Source organism: Isoptericola jiangsuensis (assembly GCF_048320105.1).
Taxonomy (GTDB): Bacteria; Actinomycetota; Actinomycetes; order Actinomycetales; family Cellulomonadaceae; genus Isoptericola; species Isoptericola jiangsuensis_A.
In genome coordinates, this window is the sequence record NZ_CP182942.1 from 1,074,197 (window position 1) to 1,091,181 (window position 16,985).

At 73.5% G+C, this 16,985-nt stretch carries 15 protein-coding genes; all 15 read right to left on the reverse strand.

Annotated elements, in window-relative coordinates:
* Positions 1-13: 13 nt before the first annotated feature.
* Positions 14-973 (reverse strand): tRNA (guanosine(37)-N1)-methyltransferase TrmD, encoded by a 960-nt coding sequence (gene trmD / locus ACNHYB_RS05095; protein ID WP_418277314.1) that lies wholly within the window; start codon positions 971-973, stop codon positions 14-16.
* A gap of 1 nt (position 974) precedes the next feature.
* Positions 975-1,520, reverse strand: coding sequence for a ribosome maturation factor RimM (gene rimM, locus ACNHYB_RS05100; RefSeq protein ID WP_418277315.1), 546 nt, complete (start codon positions 1,518-1,520; stop codon positions 975-977).
* A gap of 109 nt (positions 1,521-1,629) precedes the next feature.
* Complete coding sequence (locus ACNHYB_RS05105; protein WP_418277316.1) at positions 1,630-1,866, reverse strand: RNA-binding protein; 237 nt, start codon at positions 1,864-1,866, stop codon at positions 1,630-1,632.
* A complete protein-coding gene (gene rpsP / locus ACNHYB_RS05110; protein ID WP_418277317.1) occupies positions 1,866-2,282 on the reverse strand; it encodes a 30S ribosomal protein S16 in 417 nt (138 codons plus the stop codon). Before rpsP ends, ACNHYB_RS05105 begins: the two co-directional genes overlap by 1 nt.
* Before the next feature lie 172 nt (positions 2,283-2,454).
* The gene (locus ACNHYB_RS05115) at positions 2,455-3,564 is read right to left on the reverse strand and encodes an amidohydrolase family protein (protein ID WP_418277318.1); all 1,110 of its coding nucleotides are present in this window, start codon (positions 3,562-3,564) and stop codon (positions 2,455-2,457) included.
* Positions 3,565-3,609: 45 nt separating this feature from the next.
* Positions 3,610-5,244, reverse strand: coding sequence for a signal recognition particle protein (ffh, locus tag ACNHYB_RS05120; RefSeq protein WP_418277320.1), 1,635 nt, complete (start codon positions 5,242-5,244; stop codon positions 3,610-3,612).
* Between the two features lie 44 nt (positions 5,245-5,288).
* Positions 5,289-7,157, reverse strand: coding sequence for a DUF294 nucleotidyltransferase-like domain-containing protein (locus ACNHYB_RS05125; protein ID WP_418277321.1), 1,869 nt, complete (start codon positions 7,155-7,157; stop codon positions 5,289-5,291).
* Between the two features lie 2 nt (positions 7,158-7,159).
* Positions 7,160-7,498, reverse strand: coding sequence for a P-II family nitrogen regulator (locus ACNHYB_RS05130; protein WP_402467729.1), 339 nt, complete (start codon positions 7,496-7,498; stop codon positions 7,160-7,162).
* Positions 7,495-8,742, reverse strand: coding sequence for an ammonium transporter (locus ACNHYB_RS05135; RefSeq protein WP_418277322.1), 1,248 nt, complete (start codon positions 8,740-8,742; stop codon positions 7,495-7,497). Before ACNHYB_RS05135 ends, ACNHYB_RS05130 begins: the two co-directional genes overlap by 4 nt.
* A 243-nt stretch (positions 8,743-8,985) precedes the next feature.
* A complete protein-coding gene (gene ftsY, locus ACNHYB_RS05140) occupies positions 8,986-10,152 on the reverse strand; it encodes a signal recognition particle-docking protein FtsY (protein WP_418277324.1) in 1,167 nt (388 codons plus the stop codon).
* Positions 10,153-10,243: 91 nt separating this feature from the next.
* The gene (locus tag ACNHYB_RS05145) at positions 10,244-10,564 is read right to left on the reverse strand and encodes a hypothetical protein (protein ID WP_418277325.1); all 321 of its coding nucleotides are present in this window, start codon (positions 10,562-10,564) and stop codon (positions 10,244-10,246) included.
* Between the two features lie 10 nt (positions 10,565-10,574).
* The gene (gene smc, locus ACNHYB_RS05150) at positions 10,575-14,189 is read right to left on the reverse strand and encodes a chromosome segregation protein SMC (protein WP_418277326.1); all 3,615 of its coding nucleotides are present in this window, start codon (positions 14,187-14,189) and stop codon (positions 10,575-10,577) included.
* A 134-nt stretch (positions 14,190-14,323) separates the two neighbouring features.
* Positions 14,324-14,764, reverse strand: a complete 441-nt coding sequence (ndk, locus tag ACNHYB_RS05155) for a nucleoside-diphosphate kinase (protein WP_418277327.1) — start codon at positions 14,762-14,764, stop codon at positions 14,324-14,326.
* A gap of 22 nt (positions 14,765-14,786) precedes the next feature.
* Positions 14,787-15,230: a DUF4233 domain-containing protein gene (locus ACNHYB_RS05160; RefSeq protein ID WP_418277328.1), complete on the reverse strand. Its 444-nt coding sequence runs from the start codon at positions 15,228-15,230 to the stop codon at positions 14,787-14,789.
* On the reverse strand, positions 15,227-16,936 hold the full coding sequence (locus tag ACNHYB_RS05165; RefSeq protein WP_418277329.1) for an MDR family MFS transporter: 1,710 nt from the start codon (positions 16,934-16,936) through the stop codon (positions 15,227-15,229). The genes ACNHYB_RS05160 and ACNHYB_RS05165 overlap by 4 nt, the downstream gene beginning before the upstream one ends.
* Between the last annotated feature and the right edge of the window lie 49 nt (positions 16,937-16,985).

The window sequence follows — 16,985 nt, forward strand, 5'->3', positions numbered from 1 at the left end:
GCACACCGACGAACTATTGTGCCACACCTCGTGGGCGCAGCACCGGTGATCCGTCGTGACGTCCGTCGCGAGCTCCGTCGGGCACCCCGTCAGAGGCGCCGCCGTCCGGCACGACCTCCCACCCCAGGTCGGCGAGCACGCGCAGGTCGTGGGCGTCGAGCGTCGAGACGTCGAGGGAGGCCAGCATGTCCGGACGCCGTCGCGCGGTCCGTTCCAGGGCACGGTCCCTGCGCCAGCGCTCGATCTTCGCGTGGTGGCCGGACAGCAGGACGTCGGGCACGTCGTGCCCGGCCCAGGACGGCGGCTTGGTGTACACCGGGTACTCCAGCAGCCCGGCCGCGCCGTGCGACTCCTCCACGAGCGAGTGCGGGTTGCCGACGACCCCCGGCAGGAGCCGGCCCACGGCCTCGACCACCACGAGGGCGGCGACCTCGCCGCCGTTGAGGACGTAGTCGCCGATCGACAGCTCCGAGACCCGGTGCCCGGCGTCGCGATACCGGTCGACCACGCGCGAGTCGATGCCCTCGTACCGCCCGCAGGCCAGCACCAGGTGCTCCTCGGTCGCGAGCCGTTCGGCGTGCCGCTGCGTGAACACCTCGCCCGACGGCGTCGGCACCACCAGGTGGGCCGGCGTCGCTCCAGGTCGCTCCCCCGGTCGCCCCGCCTCCCCTGCTTGCGCCGGCTGCCCCGGTGCCCCTGGGGCCGTGGGGGCCGCGGGGGCACCGGGAGCACCGGGAGCACCGGGAGCACCGAGCAGCTCGTCCAGGGCACGCCCCCACACGTCGGGCCGCATGACCATCCCCGCCCCGCCGCCGAACGGCGTGTCGTCCACGGTGCGGTGGCGGTCGTCGGTCCAGTCGCGCAGGTCGTGCACGTTCAGGTCCAGCAGCCCGCTGCGGCGCGCCTTGCCGACGAGGGACAGGTCCAGCGCCGCCAGGTAGTCCGGGAAGATGGAGACGACGTCGATACGCACCTCAGGCCTCGCCCTCGCCCGGGCGGACCACCTCGACGGCGTCGGCGTCCCGGGCCAGGAGCCCGCCCGGCGGCGTCAGGACGACCCTCCCGCCGGCGACGTCGACCGTGGGCACGATCGCGTGCACGAACGGCACGAGCGTGCGCTCCCCGGTGGGTTCGCGCACCACGAGCGCGTCGTGGGCCGGCAGGTGCTCGAGACCCACGACCTCGCCGACCATGGTCCCGTCGGCGAGCTCCGCGCGCAGCCCGGCCAGCTCGTGCGGGTACCAGGCATCCTCCTCGTCGGAGCCGTCCTGCTGGACGACGAGCAGCACGCCGCGCAACGCCTCGGCGTGGGACCGGTCGGCGGACTCGGCGAACCGCACGAGCCAGCGACCCTGGTGGACCCTGGTGCCCTGCACGGTGAGCGGACCGACCCCGGCCGGGTCGGTCGTCAGCACCTGCCCGACGGCGAACCGCTCCTCGGGGGTGTCGGTGCGGACCTCCAGCCCGACCTCGCCGCGCAGGCCGTGGGCGCGGCCGATCCGAGCCACCACGAGCTCCATGTCGTCTCCTTCGTCGGCGGACCGAGGGGCCCGCGCCTGCCAGTGAACACGACGAGGCCCGGTCCCGCGGGGGGACCGGGCCTCGTCGTCGATGCTCTCGTGACCGCGATCAGCGGCGGTCGACGTCCACGACGTCGACCCGGACCGGGTCGGACGCGAGCGCGCCGACCACGGTCCGCAGGGCCTTGGCCGTGCGTCCGCCGCGGCCGATGACACGCCCGAGGTCGTCGGGGTGGACCCGGACCTCGAGCAGGTCACCGCGCCGCTGGCTGCGTGCCGCCACCCGGACGTCGTCCGGGTTGTCCACGATGCCGCGCACGAGGTGCTCGAGAGCGTCGGCGAGCATCAGGCGTCGGCCTCGTCCTCGGCGGGCTCGGCCGCCTTGGCGGACTTGGCCTCGGACGCCTTCGCCTTGGCCTTCTCGGCCTCGGCGTGGACGGCCTCGACCGCTGCGGCGGTGTCGCCGGCGGTCTGCTTGGTCCTCAGGGTGCCCTCGGCACCCGGGAGGCCCTTGAACTTCTGCCAGTCACCGGTGACGCGCAGCAGGGCTGCGACCTGCTCGGTCGGCTGCGCGCCGACGCCGAGCCAGTACTGGGCACGCTCGGAGCTGATCTCGATGAGCGAGGGCTCCTCGGTCGGGTGGTACTTCCCGATCTCCTCGATGACACGACCGTCGCGCTTGGTGCGCGAGTCGGCCACGACGACACGGTAGTAGGGTGCCCGGATCTTGCCGAGACGCTTCAGACGAATCTTGACGGCCACTTGTGTGGACTCTCCTGGTTCTGTGGGGACGACCCGTGCTCCACGCCGGTGGGGTCCGGCACGGTGGACGAGGTCAGGACCGGGCCTGCCGAGGAGAGAGGGGCCTGGGCACGCCGAGTACCCGGACATTGTGCCAGACGCAAGCCCTGAACCCAACATCGGCGGCCCGGCGTCAGGCGACGATGCGTCCCCGCAGGACGACGGCGGTCGGGTGCCGCAGCACCTCGACGTCCTCGCGCGGGTCCGCCGGGTACACGACGAAGTCGGCGCTGGAACCCTCGACCATCGCACCGTGCCCGAGGAAGGCCCGCGCACGCCACGTGGCCATCGCCACGACCTCGGCGGCGGGGATCCCCGCCGCGACCAGCTCCGCGCACTCGTTCGCGACGCGCCCGTGGTCGATCGTCCCGCCGGCGTCCGTGCCGACGAGCAGCGGGACCCCGGCGTCGTACAGGTCGCGCGCCTGGGCGTACCGACGCTCGTGCATGCGCCGCATCCGCGCCGCGTAGACGGGGTACTTCCCGTCCGCCTGGGCGGCGATGTTCGCGAACTGACCCACCTGCAGCAGCGTGGGCGTCACCCGGATGCCGCGCTGGGCGATCTCGGCCATCTGGTCGGGTCGGATCCCGGTCCCGTGCTCGATGCCGTCCACCCCCGCCGCGACGAGGTCGGCGACGACCTCCTCGGAGAAGGCGTGCACCGTGACCCGCGCCGCCTCGGCGTGCGCGACGGCGACGGCCTCGGCGAGCACGTCGGCCGGCCACAGAGGGCGCAGGTCGCCGTCGGGGCCCAGGTCACGGTCGATCCAGTCCCCCACGAGCTTGACCCAGCCGTCCCCCGCCCGTGCCTGCTCACGCACCACCCGCGGGAGGTCGGCGACGTCGTCGAGCTCGAGGCCGTAGCCGCGCAGGTACCGCTTGGGCCGGGCCAGGTGCTTGCCCGCCCGCACGAGCCTCGGCAGGTCGGGCCGGGAGGCCACCCAGCCCGTGTCGAGCGGCGAACCGGCGTCCCGGATCAGCAGCACCCCGGTGTCCCGGTCGGCGGTGGCCTGCTTGGCGGCCGTGGCCGGGTCCGTGGCGCCCCCCGCGTCGAGACCGACGTGGCAGTGGACGTCCACCAGACCGGGCAGCACCCAGCCCTCCAGGCGGGTCGCGGCCGCACCCTGCGGGGTCGGGCGCAGGAGGCTGATGCGACCGTCACGCACCCAGGCGTCCCCGACCTCGCGGTCGCCGTCGAGCAGGACGTGACCGGTGACGTGCAGGGGGACGTGCGGTACCGACATGTCGGCAGCCTAGCCGTCACCACACCTCGCGGCGGCAACCCCCGGTCAGCGACCGCCCCCGAGCAGCTTGCCCAGGTCACCCGGCAGCCGCAGGTTGTCCAGGTCCGCGCCGCCGTCGGCCTCCCGGTCCTTCGGGACGCCGAACGCGGAGCCGGCCGGGGCGGACGGCTTCGCACCGCCCCCGAGGGCGCGCTGCAGAGCGTCCTTCTCCTGCTGGGCCCGCTTGGCGGGGTTGCCCGACTTCCCCTTGACCTTCTTGGCGGGCTGCTGGCGGCCGCGCGCCTTCTTGCCGCCCCCGGGCAGACCCGGCATCCCCGGCATCCCGCCGGGCATGCCCGGCATCCCTCCGCCCTTGGACATCTGGCGCATCATCTTCTGGGCCTGGGAGAACCGGTCGAGGAGCCCGTTGACCGCGGCCGTCGTCTGGCCGGCACCACGCGCGATACGCGCACGGCGCGACCCGTTGATGATCTTCGGGTTGTCGCGCTCGGCGGGCGTCATCGACTGGATCAGCGCCTCGACCCGGTCGACCTCGCGCTCGTCGAAGTTCTCGAGCTGCTCGCGCATCTGGGCCATGCCCGGCATCATGCCGAGCATCTTCTTCATGGAGCCCATCTTCTTCATCTGCTGCATCTGCACCAGGAAGTCGCTCAGCGTGAAGTCCTCGCCGCCGGCGACCTTGGCCGCCATCCGCTCGGCCTCGTCGGCGTCGAACGCGCGCTCCGCCTGCTCGATGAGCGTGAGCACGTCGCCCATGTCGAGGATGCGTGAGGCCATGCGGTCGGGGTGGAACACCTCGAAGTCGGTGAGCTTCTCACCGGTCGAGGCGAACATGATCGGCCGGCCCGTGACCTTCGCGACCGACAGGGCCGCACCGCCGCGCGCGTCGCCGTCGAGCTTGGACAGCACCACACCGGTGAAGTCGACGCCCTCGAGGAAGGCCTGCGCCGTGTTCACGGCGTCCTGACCGATCATCGCGTCGATGACGAAGAGGACCTCGTCCGGGGTGATCGCGCTGCGGATGTCCGCGGCCTGCTGCATGAGGACCTGGTCGACGCCGAGCCGGCCCGCGGTGTCGACGATGACGACGTCGTGCTGGCGCGCACGCGCCTGGGCGACGCCGTCACGGGCGACACCGACCGGGTCGCCGATGACGGCCCCGGTCTCCGCGTCGGCCCCGCTCGTGTTGCCCGGGTGGGGGGCGAAGACCGGCACCCCGGCGCGGTCCGCGACGACCGAGAGCTGGGTGACCGCGTTGGGTCGCTGCAGGTCGGCCGCGACGAGCAGCGGGGTGTGGCCCTGCTCCTTCAGCGCGAGGGCGAGCTTGCCCGCCAGGGTCGTCTTGCCGGCGCCCTGCAGGCCCGCCAGCATGATCACCGTGGGCGGCGTCTTGGCGAGCTGGAGCGTGCGCGTCTGGCCGCCGAGGATCTCGACCAGCTCGGTGTTGACGATCTTGACGACCTGCTGGGCCGGGTTCAGCGCACCGGAGACCTCCGCGCCGAGCGCCCGCTCGCGCACCGCCGCGGTGAACTCGCGCACGACCGGCACCGCGACGTCGGCGTCGAGCAGGGCGCGACGGATCTCGCGCACCGTCGCGTCGATGTCCGCCTCGGAGAGCCGACCCTTGCCGCGCAGGTTCTTGAAGGTGGCGGTGAGCCGGTCCGACAGGGAGTTGAACACCAGGTGGTCCTCTTCACGGGATGGATAGCGTGCGGTCCCCCAGCCTACCGGCCGTCGGCGGCTGCCTCCTCGGCCTGCCCCTCGGCGGGCGCCTCTGCGGGCTCCCCGGCCAGCACGGCCCGCGCCCGGGAGGTGAGCTCGTCCACGAGGCTAGCCCGCCACCCCGTCCAGCCCGCCGGTCCGAGCGACGTGGCGTCGCACTCGGTCAGGGCGCGCAGCACCTCCAGCAGGTCCCCGCGACGGTCCAGCGCGACCAGCAGGCTCTCCACGGTCGCCGGGTCCTGCGGGTCCGACCGCGTCGCCAGACCGGCGAGGGTCAGGTGCTGGCGCACGAGCAGCTCGACGTCGGCCACGAAGGTCTCCTCGAAGCCCATCCGGCGCACGATCGCGCCCACGACGCGGGCTCCCTCGTCGGAGTGGTCGTCGTGGACGGCGTCGCGCCGCTTGCCGATGTCGTGCAGGACGGCGGTCACGGCGAGCAGGTCGAGCGGCAGCAGCTCCGCGGGGACGCCGCGAGCGATCTGCGCCTTGCGGACGCCCGCCACCAGCGCGGCGGTCTCCACCAGGTGCCGGTCCACCGTGTGCCGGTGGATCGCCGCACGCTGCGGCTTGTTGCGCACCCCGGACCACTCCGGGATCCACGTCGTGACCGCCCCGGCCAGGTCGAGTGCTTCCCAGACGTGGACCTGGGCGGCCCCCGACCCCAGCAGGGTCAGCAGGTTGGCACGCGCGGGCGCCGGCCACGGCTCGGGCAGCGGCGGGCACTCCGCCAGGGACTGCATGGTGACCGGTGACAGCACCAGACCGGTGCGTGCTGCGGTCGCGGCCGCGCGCAGCGAGAGCCCCGCATCCTCGGCCGGGACGGCCGTGACGCCGAGCACGAGCTCACCGTCGTGCTCCACGAGCCCGTCCCCCACCGACCGCAGCCGCGGCGGCTGACGGCGCCCGCGGACCAGCACGGGCTTGCGGGCGGCCGGGCGCTGCAGCGCCTGGCGGGCGCGGCGGATCGTGGAGTCGAGCGCGAACGAGATCTCGCGCCCAGCCTCGGCGAGGGAGGCGAGCAGCTCGTCCGGGTCGTCGTGGCCGCACAGCGCGGCGACCTCGTCGAGGTCGGCCAGCAGCAACCGGGTGGCGCGGCGCCGGGTGACGACCTGGAGCGTGTCGCGCACGTCGAGCAGGTGCGCGTACGAGGAGTCCACCCGGCCGTGCGGGCGGTCCGTCAGCCAGGTGGCCGCCAGCGCGGACAGGACGACGGCGTCGCGGATGCCGCCACGGGCGTCCTTGAGGTCCGGTTCGATGAGGTACGCCAGGTCGCCGGAGCGCTCGGCGCGTTCCCGTACGGACGACAGCAGCTCCGGCAGCCGCCGCCGGGACGCGGAGCGCCAGTCGGTGAGGATCCCGGACGCCGCCCGGTGCACCACCACGGCGTCGCCCGCCACGGGCCGCACGTCGAGCCAGCCGACGGCGGCAGGCAGGTCGCGCATCGCGAGCTGGCGGGTCTGGTTGAGCGAGCGCACGGCGTGGTCGATGTCCACCCCGGAGTCCCACAGGGGGTACCACAGTCGCTCGGCCACGGTGGCGAGCTCGTCGGGCTTGTGCGTGCGGCCGTCGTGCACGAGCACGAGGTCGAGGTCGGACAGCGGACCCAGCTCACCACGGCCCAGGGAGCCCACGGCGGCCAGCGCCAGCCCGGTCGGGTCGACGTCGGCGGTCGCCTCGGCATACAGGGGCCCGAGCCGGTCGACGACGATCTGCTGGAGGGTGGCCCGACGGGCCACCCCGGAACGTCCGGGGCCGGTGAGGTCGGTGGCGGCGGCGAGCAGGTCCTCGCGCAGTCCCACGACAGGGCCCCGCACCCCGGGGGCGGGGTGCGGGGCCTGCTGCGGACCGCCCGGTGTCGGGTGGTCGGTCATCGTCAGAGCGCGGCGTCGCCGTGCTCGCCGGTGCGGACGCGGGCGACGTCGTCGACCGGCACCGTCCAGACCTTGCCGTCACCGATCTTGCCCGTCTGCGCCGCGTTGACCACGACGTCGACGATCGAGGGGGCGTCGGCGTCGCCGACGAGGATCTCGATGCGGACCTTGGGCACCAGGTCGACGGTGTACTCGGCACCGCGGTAGACCTCGGTGTGGCCCTTCTGCCGACCGTAGCCGCTGGCCTCGCTGACGGTCATCCCTCGGACGCCGGCGGCCTCCAGGGCCGACTTCACGTCGTCGAGACGGTGGGGCTGGATGACTCCGGTGACGAGCTTCATGCGCGGACCTCCTTGATGACGGAACCCGACGAGATCCCTTCGTACGCGGACTCACCGTGGACGGCGAGGTCGATCCCGTTGACCTCGACCTCCTCGGAGACCCGCCAGCCCATGGTGGCCTTGAGGATGATCGCCAGGATAAAGGTGACGACTGCCGAGAAGACGATCGCGACGATCGCGATGATCGCCTGGACGGCGAGCTGGTTGACGCCGCCACCGTAGAACAGGCCCGTCTCCGTGGCGAGGAAGCCGATGGCGAGCGTGCCCCACAGACCGGCGACCAGGTGGACGCCGACGACGTCGAGCGAGTCGTCGTAGCCCAGCTTGTACTTCAGGCCGACCGCGAAGGCCGACAGGCCACCGGCGACCACGCCGATGACGAGGGAGCCGAGGGGGCTGACGGAACCGGCAGCCGGCGTGATCGCGACCAGACCGGCGACGATGCCCGAGGCGCCACCGAGCGAGGTGGCGGAGCCGTCACGCAGCTTCTCCACGACGAGCCAGCCGAGGATCGCAGCAGCGGTCGCGGCCGTGGTGTTGACCCAGGCGAGGCCGGCGAAGCCGTCGGCGGTGAAGGCCGAGCCGCCGTTGAAGCCGAACCAGCCGAACCACAGGAGCGCGGCGCCGAGCATGACGAGCGTGAGGTTGTGCGGGCGCATCGGCTCGGTGCCGAAGCCCTTGCGCTTGCCGACGACGAGCGCCAGGACCAGCGCGGCCGCACCGGCGTTGATGTGCACCACGGTGCCACCGGCGAAGTCGATCGGCGCGGCGTCCCCGATGACGAACGGACCCTCACCCGAGAGCAGTCCGCCGCCCCAGACCATGTGGGCCATCGGGAAGTAGGCGAAGGTGACCCACAGGGCTACGAAGACCATCCAGGTGCCGAACTTCACGCGGTCCGCGATCGCACCGGAGATGAGCGCCACGGTGATGATGGCGAAGGTCGCCTGGAAGCCGACGCCGACGATGCCGGGGACACCGAAGTCGTCGATGAGGAACTGGCCGGCGTCGTCGTAGATCGCACCCTGCAGCGCGAACTGGTCGAACGGGTTGCCGATGATCCCGCCGATGTCGCTGCCGTAGGACATCGACCAGCCCCACAGGACGTAGACCACGCCCGTGACCGCGATGGCACCGAAGGACATCATCATCATGTTCAGGACGGACTTGCCCCGGACCATGCCGCCGTAGAACAGCGCCAGGCCGGGCGTCATCAGGAGCACGAGCGATGCTGACGTCAGCATCCACGCGGTAGCTCCGGTATCCAGCTCCACCATCTGTCAATCTCCCCTCGCCAGCCCGTGTGGCCGGTCGGAGACCACCGTGGCGTCGCAGCGTTTCGTCCGGACAGAGAGGGTGTTACAGCCGTGTGACGAACCTCGCCCTGGGGTAAACATCCAGTTTCGGTCCACCCATCGAGACGATTCGGGCGCCGTCGTGATCGGCCCGTGACCTCACCGTGTCCGTCCCGCGACACGGCGCGACGGTCAGCCGAGCAGGCCGTCGACGAACTGCTCGGGCTCGAACGGCGCCAGGTCGTCCGGACCCTCACCGAGACCGACGAGCTTGACCGGGACGCCCAGCTCGCGCTGCACCGCCACGACGATGCCGCCCTTGGCCGTGCCGTCGAGCTTGGTCAGGACGATGCCGGTCACGCCGGCGACCTCGCCGAAGACCTTCGCCTGCTGCATCCCGTTCTGGCCGGTGGTCGCGTCCAGCACGAGCAGCACCTCGCCGAGCGGCGCCTCCCGGGTGATCACCCGGGTGATCTTGCCCAGCTCGTCCATGAGGCCGGCCTTGTTCTGCAGCCGCCCCGCGGTGTCGACCAGGACCACGTCCGCGCCGTCGACCGTACCCCGGCGCACCGCGTCGAACGCGACCGCCGCGGGGTCCGCCCCGTCCCGGTCGGCCCGGACCGTGGGGACGCCCACGCGCGCTCCCCACGTCTGGAGCTGGTCGGCGGCCGCCGCCCGGAACGTGTCCGCGGCGCCCAGCACCACCGACCGCTCCTCGGCCACCAGGACGCGCGCCAGCTTGCCCACCGTCGTCGTCTTGCCGGTGCCGTTGACCCCCACGACCAGCACGACGGCCGGCTTGGCGACGCCGTCGACCACCGGTCCGTCCAGCGCGAGGGAGCGGTCCATCGTGGGGTCGACCACCTTGACGAGCTCTTCGCGCAGCAGCGCGCGCACCGCGGCGGGCTCGCGCAGACCGAGCACCCGCACCCGGGTCCGCAGCGCCTCCAGCAGCTCCTCGGCCGGGCCCGCGCCGAGGTCCGCGAGCAGCAACGTCTCCTCGATCTCGTCCCAGTCGTCGGCCGTGAGCTCGTCGCGCGACAGCATCGCCAGCAGCCGCGCGCCCAGCGGCGACCCCGACCGGGCCAGCCGGTCGCGCAGCCGGACCATCCGTCCGGCCGCGGGCTCGGGCGTCTCGAGCGCGGGCGCCTCGACGGCGGCCTCCGGTGCGATCACGACCGTGCCGGTCGCCGACGCGTCCGACGCCGCTCCACCGTCGGGGGACACCACCTCGTCGGTGGACGCCGGCCCCGGTGCGGCGTCGGACCTGCGGCGCAGCCGCGGCACGACGAGGGCGGAGCCGAGGCCCGCGACGAGCAGGACACCGAGGACGATCCAGAGCCACGTGTAGTCAGTCACGGTGCCCCAGTCTCCCAGACGCGGGGCACCGGTGTCGGCGCGACGGGCCAGGAGATCGGCGCGACCGGGTCACGTGCCCGGCGCGACCGGGTCAGGCGTCGGTGCGGTGCGACTCCTGGTGCGGGTGGCGCACACGGACCTGGGCGCGGTAGAGCACCTCGGTGAGCTCCTCGGCGTCGACGTAGCCCGGCGCCGTCTCGACGTTCGCGGCGAAGAAGTCGTCCATGTCGGTGTCCGTCGGGCGCGGCGCGGCGTCCTGACGCAGCCGCAGGCCGGCGCGGAAGTCGCGCACGAACGCGCGCAGACCGCGCACGTCCTCGTCGCCCTCGCGGCGTTCCATGACGCTGGCCACGAGGAACACGGCGCCCGCGAGGAGCAGCGAGATGACGAGCCAGACGACGAACGTGACCATGGCGATATTGTCACCCGGCCTCTGCGGTCTCGCGCAGTCGCTGGGAGATGACGGTGGTCACACCGTCGCCGCGCATGGTGACGCCGTACAGCGCGTCCGCGACCTCCATCGTGCGCTTCTGGTGGGTGATGACGATGAGCTGCGAGTCCTCCTGGAGCTCGCGGAAGATCTCGAGCAGGCGACCGAGGTTGACGTCGTCCAGGGCGGCCTCGACCTCGTCCATCACGTAGAACGGGCTCGGGCGCGCCTTGAAGATCGCGACGAGGAACGCCACGGCCGTCAGCGACCGTTCCCCGCCGGACAGCAGCGACAGCCGCTTGACCTTCTTGCCGGCGGGCCGCGCCTCGACCTCGATGCCCGTGGTGAGCAGGTCGCCGGGGTCGGTCAGCACCAGACGCCCCTCGCCGCCGGGGAAGAGCCGGGCGAACACCCTCTCGAACTGGGCGGCGGTGTCCTGGTACGCCTCGGCGAACACCTGCTGCACCCGGTCGTCGATCTCGGCGACGATCTGCAGCAGGTCCTCGCGGGACTTGCGCAGGTCGGCGAGCTGGGTGCTCAGGAACTGGTGGCGTTCCTCCAGCGCGGCGAACTCCTCCAGCGCCAACGGGTTGACGGTGCCGATCTTGCGCAGGGCGCGCTCGGCGACGGCGAGCCGCTTCTCCTGCTCGGCCCGCACGTAGGGCACGGCGCGGGGAGCCTGCTCCTCGTCGTCCGCCTCACCCTGGCCGGCCTCACCCCGACCGGCCCCTGCCTGCCCCGCCTCGTCGGGGCCCGGCAGCACCGGGACGTCACGGTGCGGCCCGAACTCCTCGACGAGCACGTCGGGGTCCGTGGCGAGCTCGTCGACGGCGCGGGCGCGCAGCTGGTCGAGGCGTGCGAGCTGCTGTGCACGGGCGACCTCGTCGCGGTGCGCCACGTCGGTCAGGTCGCGCAGCTCGCGGTCCAGGGTCTCGACCTGTGCGCGCACCTGCGCCCGCTCGCCGCGCCGGCGGTCGCGCTCGGCCTCCGCCTCGGCCCGTTCGGCGCTCACCCGCTCCGACGACGCGGAGAGCAGGTCCAGGGCCGTGCGCGCGTCCTCGCGGACCACGGCCGCCCGCTCGGCCTCGGAAGCGCGGCGTCGTGCCCGCTCCTCGGCCTCGCGCCGGGCCCGGCGCTCCTGCTCGGCGGCCCGCGCCAGCCCGTGCGCCCGGCCGGCGACCGCTCGGGCCCGCTCCTCGGCCGTGCGCAGCGCCAGGCGCGCCTCCGTCTCGGTCTGGCGCGCCGACGTCGCCGCGGCCTGGGCCTCGTCGCGCGACCGGGTCACCGACTCCAGGTCCTCCTGCGACCTGGTCGGTTCCGCCTCGGCGACCTCGAGCCGCTCCACCAGCCCCGCCAGCTCGGCGGTGTCGGCATCACGCCGCTGCGTCACCTGGGCCAGCGCCTCGCGGTGGCGCCCGGCCTCCGTCTGCGCCGCCCGCCGAGCCGCACCGAGGGTGCCCAGCTGCTCGGCCACGGCCGCGAGGGCGGCGTCGGACTCGTGCAGCCGCTCCAGGGTGGCGTCGTGCCGTTGCTGCGCCGCGGCCAGCGCCTCGCGCGCGCCCACCAGCTCGGCCTCGCACCGCTCGCCACGCGCCCGGGCGTCGTCCAGACCCGCCCGCGCCTCGTCCAGGGCGTTCGTCAGGTGCAGCACGCTCGGAGCGGCGGCCGACCCGCCGGACGCCCGTGACGCACCGAGGACGTCGCCCGCGCGCGTCACCGTCGCGACGTCGGGCCGCCGGGTGACCAGGTCGCGCGCCTCGGCGAGGTCCTCCACGACGACGACGTCGGCCAGCAGCGTGCGCAGCGCGGCCGCGGCGGGGCCGTTCACCGTCACGACGTCCAGGGCGCGCACCGCGCCCGGCACGTCGACCGGATCGGCACCCACCGGGGGGCCGACCACGCCGCCGACGACGAGCCCGGCCCGACCGGCGTCGTCGTCCCGCAGCAGCCGCAGCGCGTCGACCGCCGCCCCGAGCGACTCGACCGCGACCGCGTCGGCGAGCGGGCCGAGCGCGGCCGCGACAGCCTCCTCGTACCCCTGCTCGACCCCGAGCAGCGCGGCGACCGAACCGAGCACGCCCGGCTGGTCCGCGGCCAGCAGCGCACCTGCGCCGTCCTTGCGGTCCAGGCTGAGCTCGAGCGCCTCGACCCGCGCCGTCCAGGTGGCACGGTCCCGCTCTGCGGTGCTCGCCCCGGACTCGAGGTCCCGCACGACGGCGTCGGCCGCGTCGACGGCCTGGGCCGCCGCCTCGTGCTCGGCGTCGAGGCCCTCCTCGCCGGCCTCGGCGCCGGTGACCTGCGCCTCCAGCTCGGCGAAGTCGCGGGCGGCGCGAGCGGCCCGGTCCTCGGCCTCCTGCAGCCCGGCGCGCACCCGCTCCAGCTCGGCGTCGGCGGACTCCACGCGGCTGCGGCGCGCGGCGACCTGGCCCGCGAGCCGTGCCAGGCCCTCGCGACGGTCGGCCGCACCGCGCTGCAGCGCGGCGAGCTCCCGCTCGACGGCCGCGGCGGCCTGCTCGGCCTCGCCACGTGCCGCCTCCGCCTCACCGAGGGCCGTGCGGGCGATCTCGACCTCGCGGGCCAGCTCTGCCTCGGACGCCCGCGCCCGCTCGGCCTGCGCCTCCAGCTCGTCCGGGTCCTGCCCCCGCGGTGCCGGTTCGACGACGCCCAGGAGCCGGACACGCTCGTCCGCGAGGGACGCCAGGCCGCGCAACCGTTCGCGCACGCCGGACAGGCCGTGGAAGGTGTCCGCTGCCCGGGAGGCCACCTGGGCGACCCTCGACAGCTCGGCCTCCAGCCGGGCGAGCCGGTCGCGCGCCCCGGAGAGCGACTCCTGGACGGCCTCCTGCCGCTGCTTGAGCGCCGCCTCGTCGGACCGTTCCTGCTCGAGCTGCGCCCCGAGCTGGGCCAGGTCGTCGGCGAGCAGCCGGGACCGGGCGTCACGCAGGTCGGCCTGCACGGTGCGGGCGCGGCGTGCGGCCTCGGCCTGACGTCCCAGCGGGCCGAGCTGGCGGCGCAGCTCGGCGGTCAGGTCGGTCAGGCGCGCGAGGTTGCCCTGCATGGCCTCCAGCTTGCGCAGCGCCTTCTCCTTGCGCTTGCGGTGCTTGAGGACCCCGGCCGCCTCCTCGACGAAGCCTCGCCGGTCCTCCGGCGTCGCCCGCAGGACGGCGTCGAGCTGCCCCTGGCCGACGACGACGTGCATCTCCCGGCCGATGCCGGAGTCGCTGAGCAGCTCCTGGATGTCGAGCAGCCGGCACGAGCTGCCGTTGATCGCGTACTCCGACCCTCCGGAACGGAAGAGCGTGCGCGAGATCGTCACCTCGGTGTACTCGATCGGCAGCGCGCCGTCGGTGTTGTCGATCGTCAGCGCGACCTCGGCGCGGCCGAGCGGCGGCCGCCCGGACGTGCCGGCGAAGATGACGTCCTCCATCTTGCCGCCGCGCAGCGTCTTGGCACCCTGCTCGCCCATCACCCAGGCCAGGGCGTCGACGACGTTCGACTTGCCCGAGCCGTTCGGGCCGACCACGCACGTGATGCCCGGCTCGAAGCTCAGCGTCGTCGCCGAGGCGAACGACTTGAAGCCTCGGAGCGTGAGCGTCTTGAGGTGCACGCGGCGAGCCTAGCCGCCGTCGGCCGGATCGTCGGGGACCTGCCGCGGTGATCCCTGCACACGGCACGGATGCCGCCCCGGAGCGGTCCGGGGCGGCATCCGTCGTGCCTGCGGGGTGCCGGCTGGGCGGCCGGTCAGACCTCCGGGAACCAGAGGGCGATCTCGCGCTCGGCCGACTCCGTCGAGTCGGAGCCGTGCACGAGGTTCTGCTGCACCTTCAGGCCCCAGTCACGACCCAGGTCACCGCGGATCGTGCCCGGTGCCGCGGCCGTCGGGTCCGTGGCTCCCGCGAGCGACCGGAACCCGGCGATGACGCCCTGGCCCTCGGCCACGACGGCCAGCACCGGACCGGAGAGCATGAACTCGACCAGCGGGGCGTAGAACGGCTTGCCCTCGTGCTCGGCGTAGTGCAGGGCCAGCAGCTCGGGGGTCGCGTGCTTGAGCTCGACGGCCGCGAGCACGTACCCCTTGGCCTCGATGCGACGCAGGATCTCCCCGGACAGGCCGCGGCGGACGCCGTCGGGCTTGACGAGGACGAGGGTGCGTTCGACGGCGGGCGTGGTGGTTTCGCTCATGCCGCAACCCTATCCGCCACGCTCACACGTTCGGCGCAGTCTCCGGGTGCTCGGCGTCGTAGGCGGCGCGCTCGGCGTCGATGCGGCCGCCGAGCCGCAACGCCACCCACCACATGATGACGAACACCCCGGCCACGACGTACATCATGGGCAGCAGCAGCCCCAGCGCCAGCACCGGCACCTGCACCACCGACCCGGCGAGGTACCCGCCCGGGCTCGCGACCATCCGGGACAGCGCGATCAGCACCACGAACAGCACACCGGTGACGATCCACGTGGTGGTCGGGTCCAGGGCGAGCGGACCACGTTCGTACACCGACTCCCGCAGCCCGTGCAGGGCCACGGCGGCGAACGCCACGACGAACGCCTCGAGCTGCAGCACCGTCGCGGCGAACTGCACCTTGGCGGGCTTGCGGGGCATGATCGTGTCGCCCTCGCGGGGGCGGTCGTCCTTCTTGCGGCTCACCGGTCCAGGGTATCCGCCGGGGCGCGGCCCCCGGTCGCGGCCGGCGACGCTGTGCCGGACCCGGTGCCGGACGCTGTGCCGGACCCGGTGCCGGACTCAGCACCCGCCACCTCACCCGGCACGGGCAGGTCCTTCTGGTCGGTGACCGCCTCGCCGCGCGCGACCATCCCCGCGACGTCGGACAGCTTGATGACGGGCAGGAAGAACGCCAGGACCAGGCCGACCAGGACGAGCGGGACCAGGTACCAGAAGGACGGCGCGAGCGCGTCGGCGAAGGCGTCGACGACACCGGTGCGCAGCGGCTCCGGCAGGGCCTGCACCTGGGCCGGGGTCAGGCTGTCCTGACCGCCGGCCGTGGCGTCCGTCGGGGCGCCCGCGAAGACCTCGGCGAGGTTGTCCGTGAGCCGGGTGGTGAAGATCGTGGTGAACAGCGCGGTCCCGACGGCCGCACCGATCTCGCGGAAGAAGTTGTTCGCGCTGGTCGCCGTGCCGAGCTCGTGCGGGTCGACGGCGTTCTGCACGGCCAGCACGATGACCTGCATGACCAGGCCCATGCCCGCACCGAGGGTGAAGATCATGGTGCCGAACAGCCACATGGACATGTCGCCGGACAGGGTCGTCAGCCACACCATCGCGGCGGCCACGACCGAGAGCCCCACGATCGGGTAGGCCTTGTAGCGACCCGTCCTCGACACGGCGATGCCGGAGACGATGGAGGTGAGCATGACGCCCGCCATCATCGGCAGCATCAGCCAGCCGGACTCGGTGACCCCGGCGCCCGTGGACATCTGCAGGAACGTGGGGATCATCGCCATCGCGGAGAACATGCCCATGCCGAGCACGAGGCCGATGAGGGTCGTGATCGTGAAGGTGCGGTTCTTGAACAGCCGCAGCGGGATGAGGGGCTCGGCGGCCCGGTTCTCCACGACGACGAACGTCGCGACGGCGGCCAGGGTCAGCAGCACGAGACCGGACAGGCGCCAGTCGGACCAGTCGTAGCCGCCGTCGACGAGGGACTCCCAGCTCGTGACGAGCACGATGCCGGTCGTGGCGAGGGCCATCGAGACGATGCCGGCGCGGTCCACGGGGCGCGAGGAGCGGTGCGTGGGGAGCTTGAGGGTGAGCCACGCGATCGCGAAGGCGGCGATGCCGATGGGGATGTTGAGCCAGAACGCCCAGCGCCAGCCCGGACCCTCGGTGAGCCAGCCGCCGAGCAGCGGCCCGAGCACCGCGGAGACGCCGAACAGGGCACCGAGCGGACCCATGTACTTCCCGCGCTCGGAGGCGGGCACGATGTCCGCGATGATCGACTGCGACAGGATCATCAGCCCGCCGCCGCCGAGGCCCTGGACGGCACGCCACAGGACGAGCGCCCCCATGGAGTCCGCGAAGCCCGCGCCGGCGGACGCGACGGTGAACAGCCCGATGGCGACGAGGAACGGCCAGCGTCGGCCGTACAGGTCGCCGAACTTGCCGTACAGGGGCATCGCGATCGCCACGGCGAGGATGTAGGCGGTGATGACCCAGCCCTGGTGGGAGACGCCGTGCAGCTCGCCGACGATCGTCGGCATCGCGGTGCCGACGATCGTCTGGTCGAGGGACGACAGGAACATGGACGCCAGGAGGGCGCCGAAGATCAGCCAGACGGTGCGCTGCGTCAGGACGACGAGCGGCTTGTCGGGCGCCGGTGCGGGCGGGTGGGCCATGGGAACCTCGTTCGGTGCGGTGGGTGGTGGATGTCGGGGGTCGGGCGGG

Excerpts from the sequence above, each read along its gene's own strand:
- ndk (WP_418277327.1), bottom strand. The coding sequence starts at position 14,764 with ATGAGCGAAACCACCACGCCCGCCGTCGAACGCACCCTCGTCCTCGTC.
- rimM (WP_418277315.1), bottom strand. The coding sequence starts at position 1,520 with ATGGAGCTCGTGGTGGCTCGGATCGGCCGCGCCCACGGCCTGCGCGGC.
- ACNHYB_RS05165 (WP_418277329.1), bottom strand. The coding sequence starts at position 16,936 with ATGGCCCACCCGCCCGCACCGGCGCCCGACAAGCCGCTCGTCGTCCTG.
- ACNHYB_RS05130 (WP_402467729.1), bottom strand. The coding sequence starts at position 7,498 with ATGAAGCTCGTCACCGGAGTCATCCAGCCCCACCGTCTCGACGACGTG.
- ACNHYB_RS05105 (WP_418277316.1), bottom strand. The coding sequence starts at position 1,866 with ATGCTCGCCGACGCTCTCGAGCACCTCGTGCGCGGCATCGTGGACAAC.
- ACNHYB_RS05115 (WP_418277318.1), bottom strand. The coding sequence starts at position 3,564 with ATGTCGGTACCGCACGTCCCCCTGCACGTCACCGGTCACGTCCTGCTC.
- ACNHYB_RS05135 (WP_418277322.1), bottom strand. The coding sequence starts at position 8,742 with ATGCTGACGTCAGCATCGCTCGTGCTCCTGATGACGCCCGGCCTGGCG.
- ACNHYB_RS05145 (WP_418277325.1), bottom strand. The coding sequence starts at position 10,564 with ATGGTCACGTTCGTCGTCTGGCTCGTCATCTCGCTGCTCCTCGCGGGC.
- ACNHYB_RS05125 (WP_418277321.1), bottom strand. The coding sequence starts at position 7,157 with ATGACCGACCACCCGACACCGGGCGGTCCGCAGCAGGCCCCGCACCCC.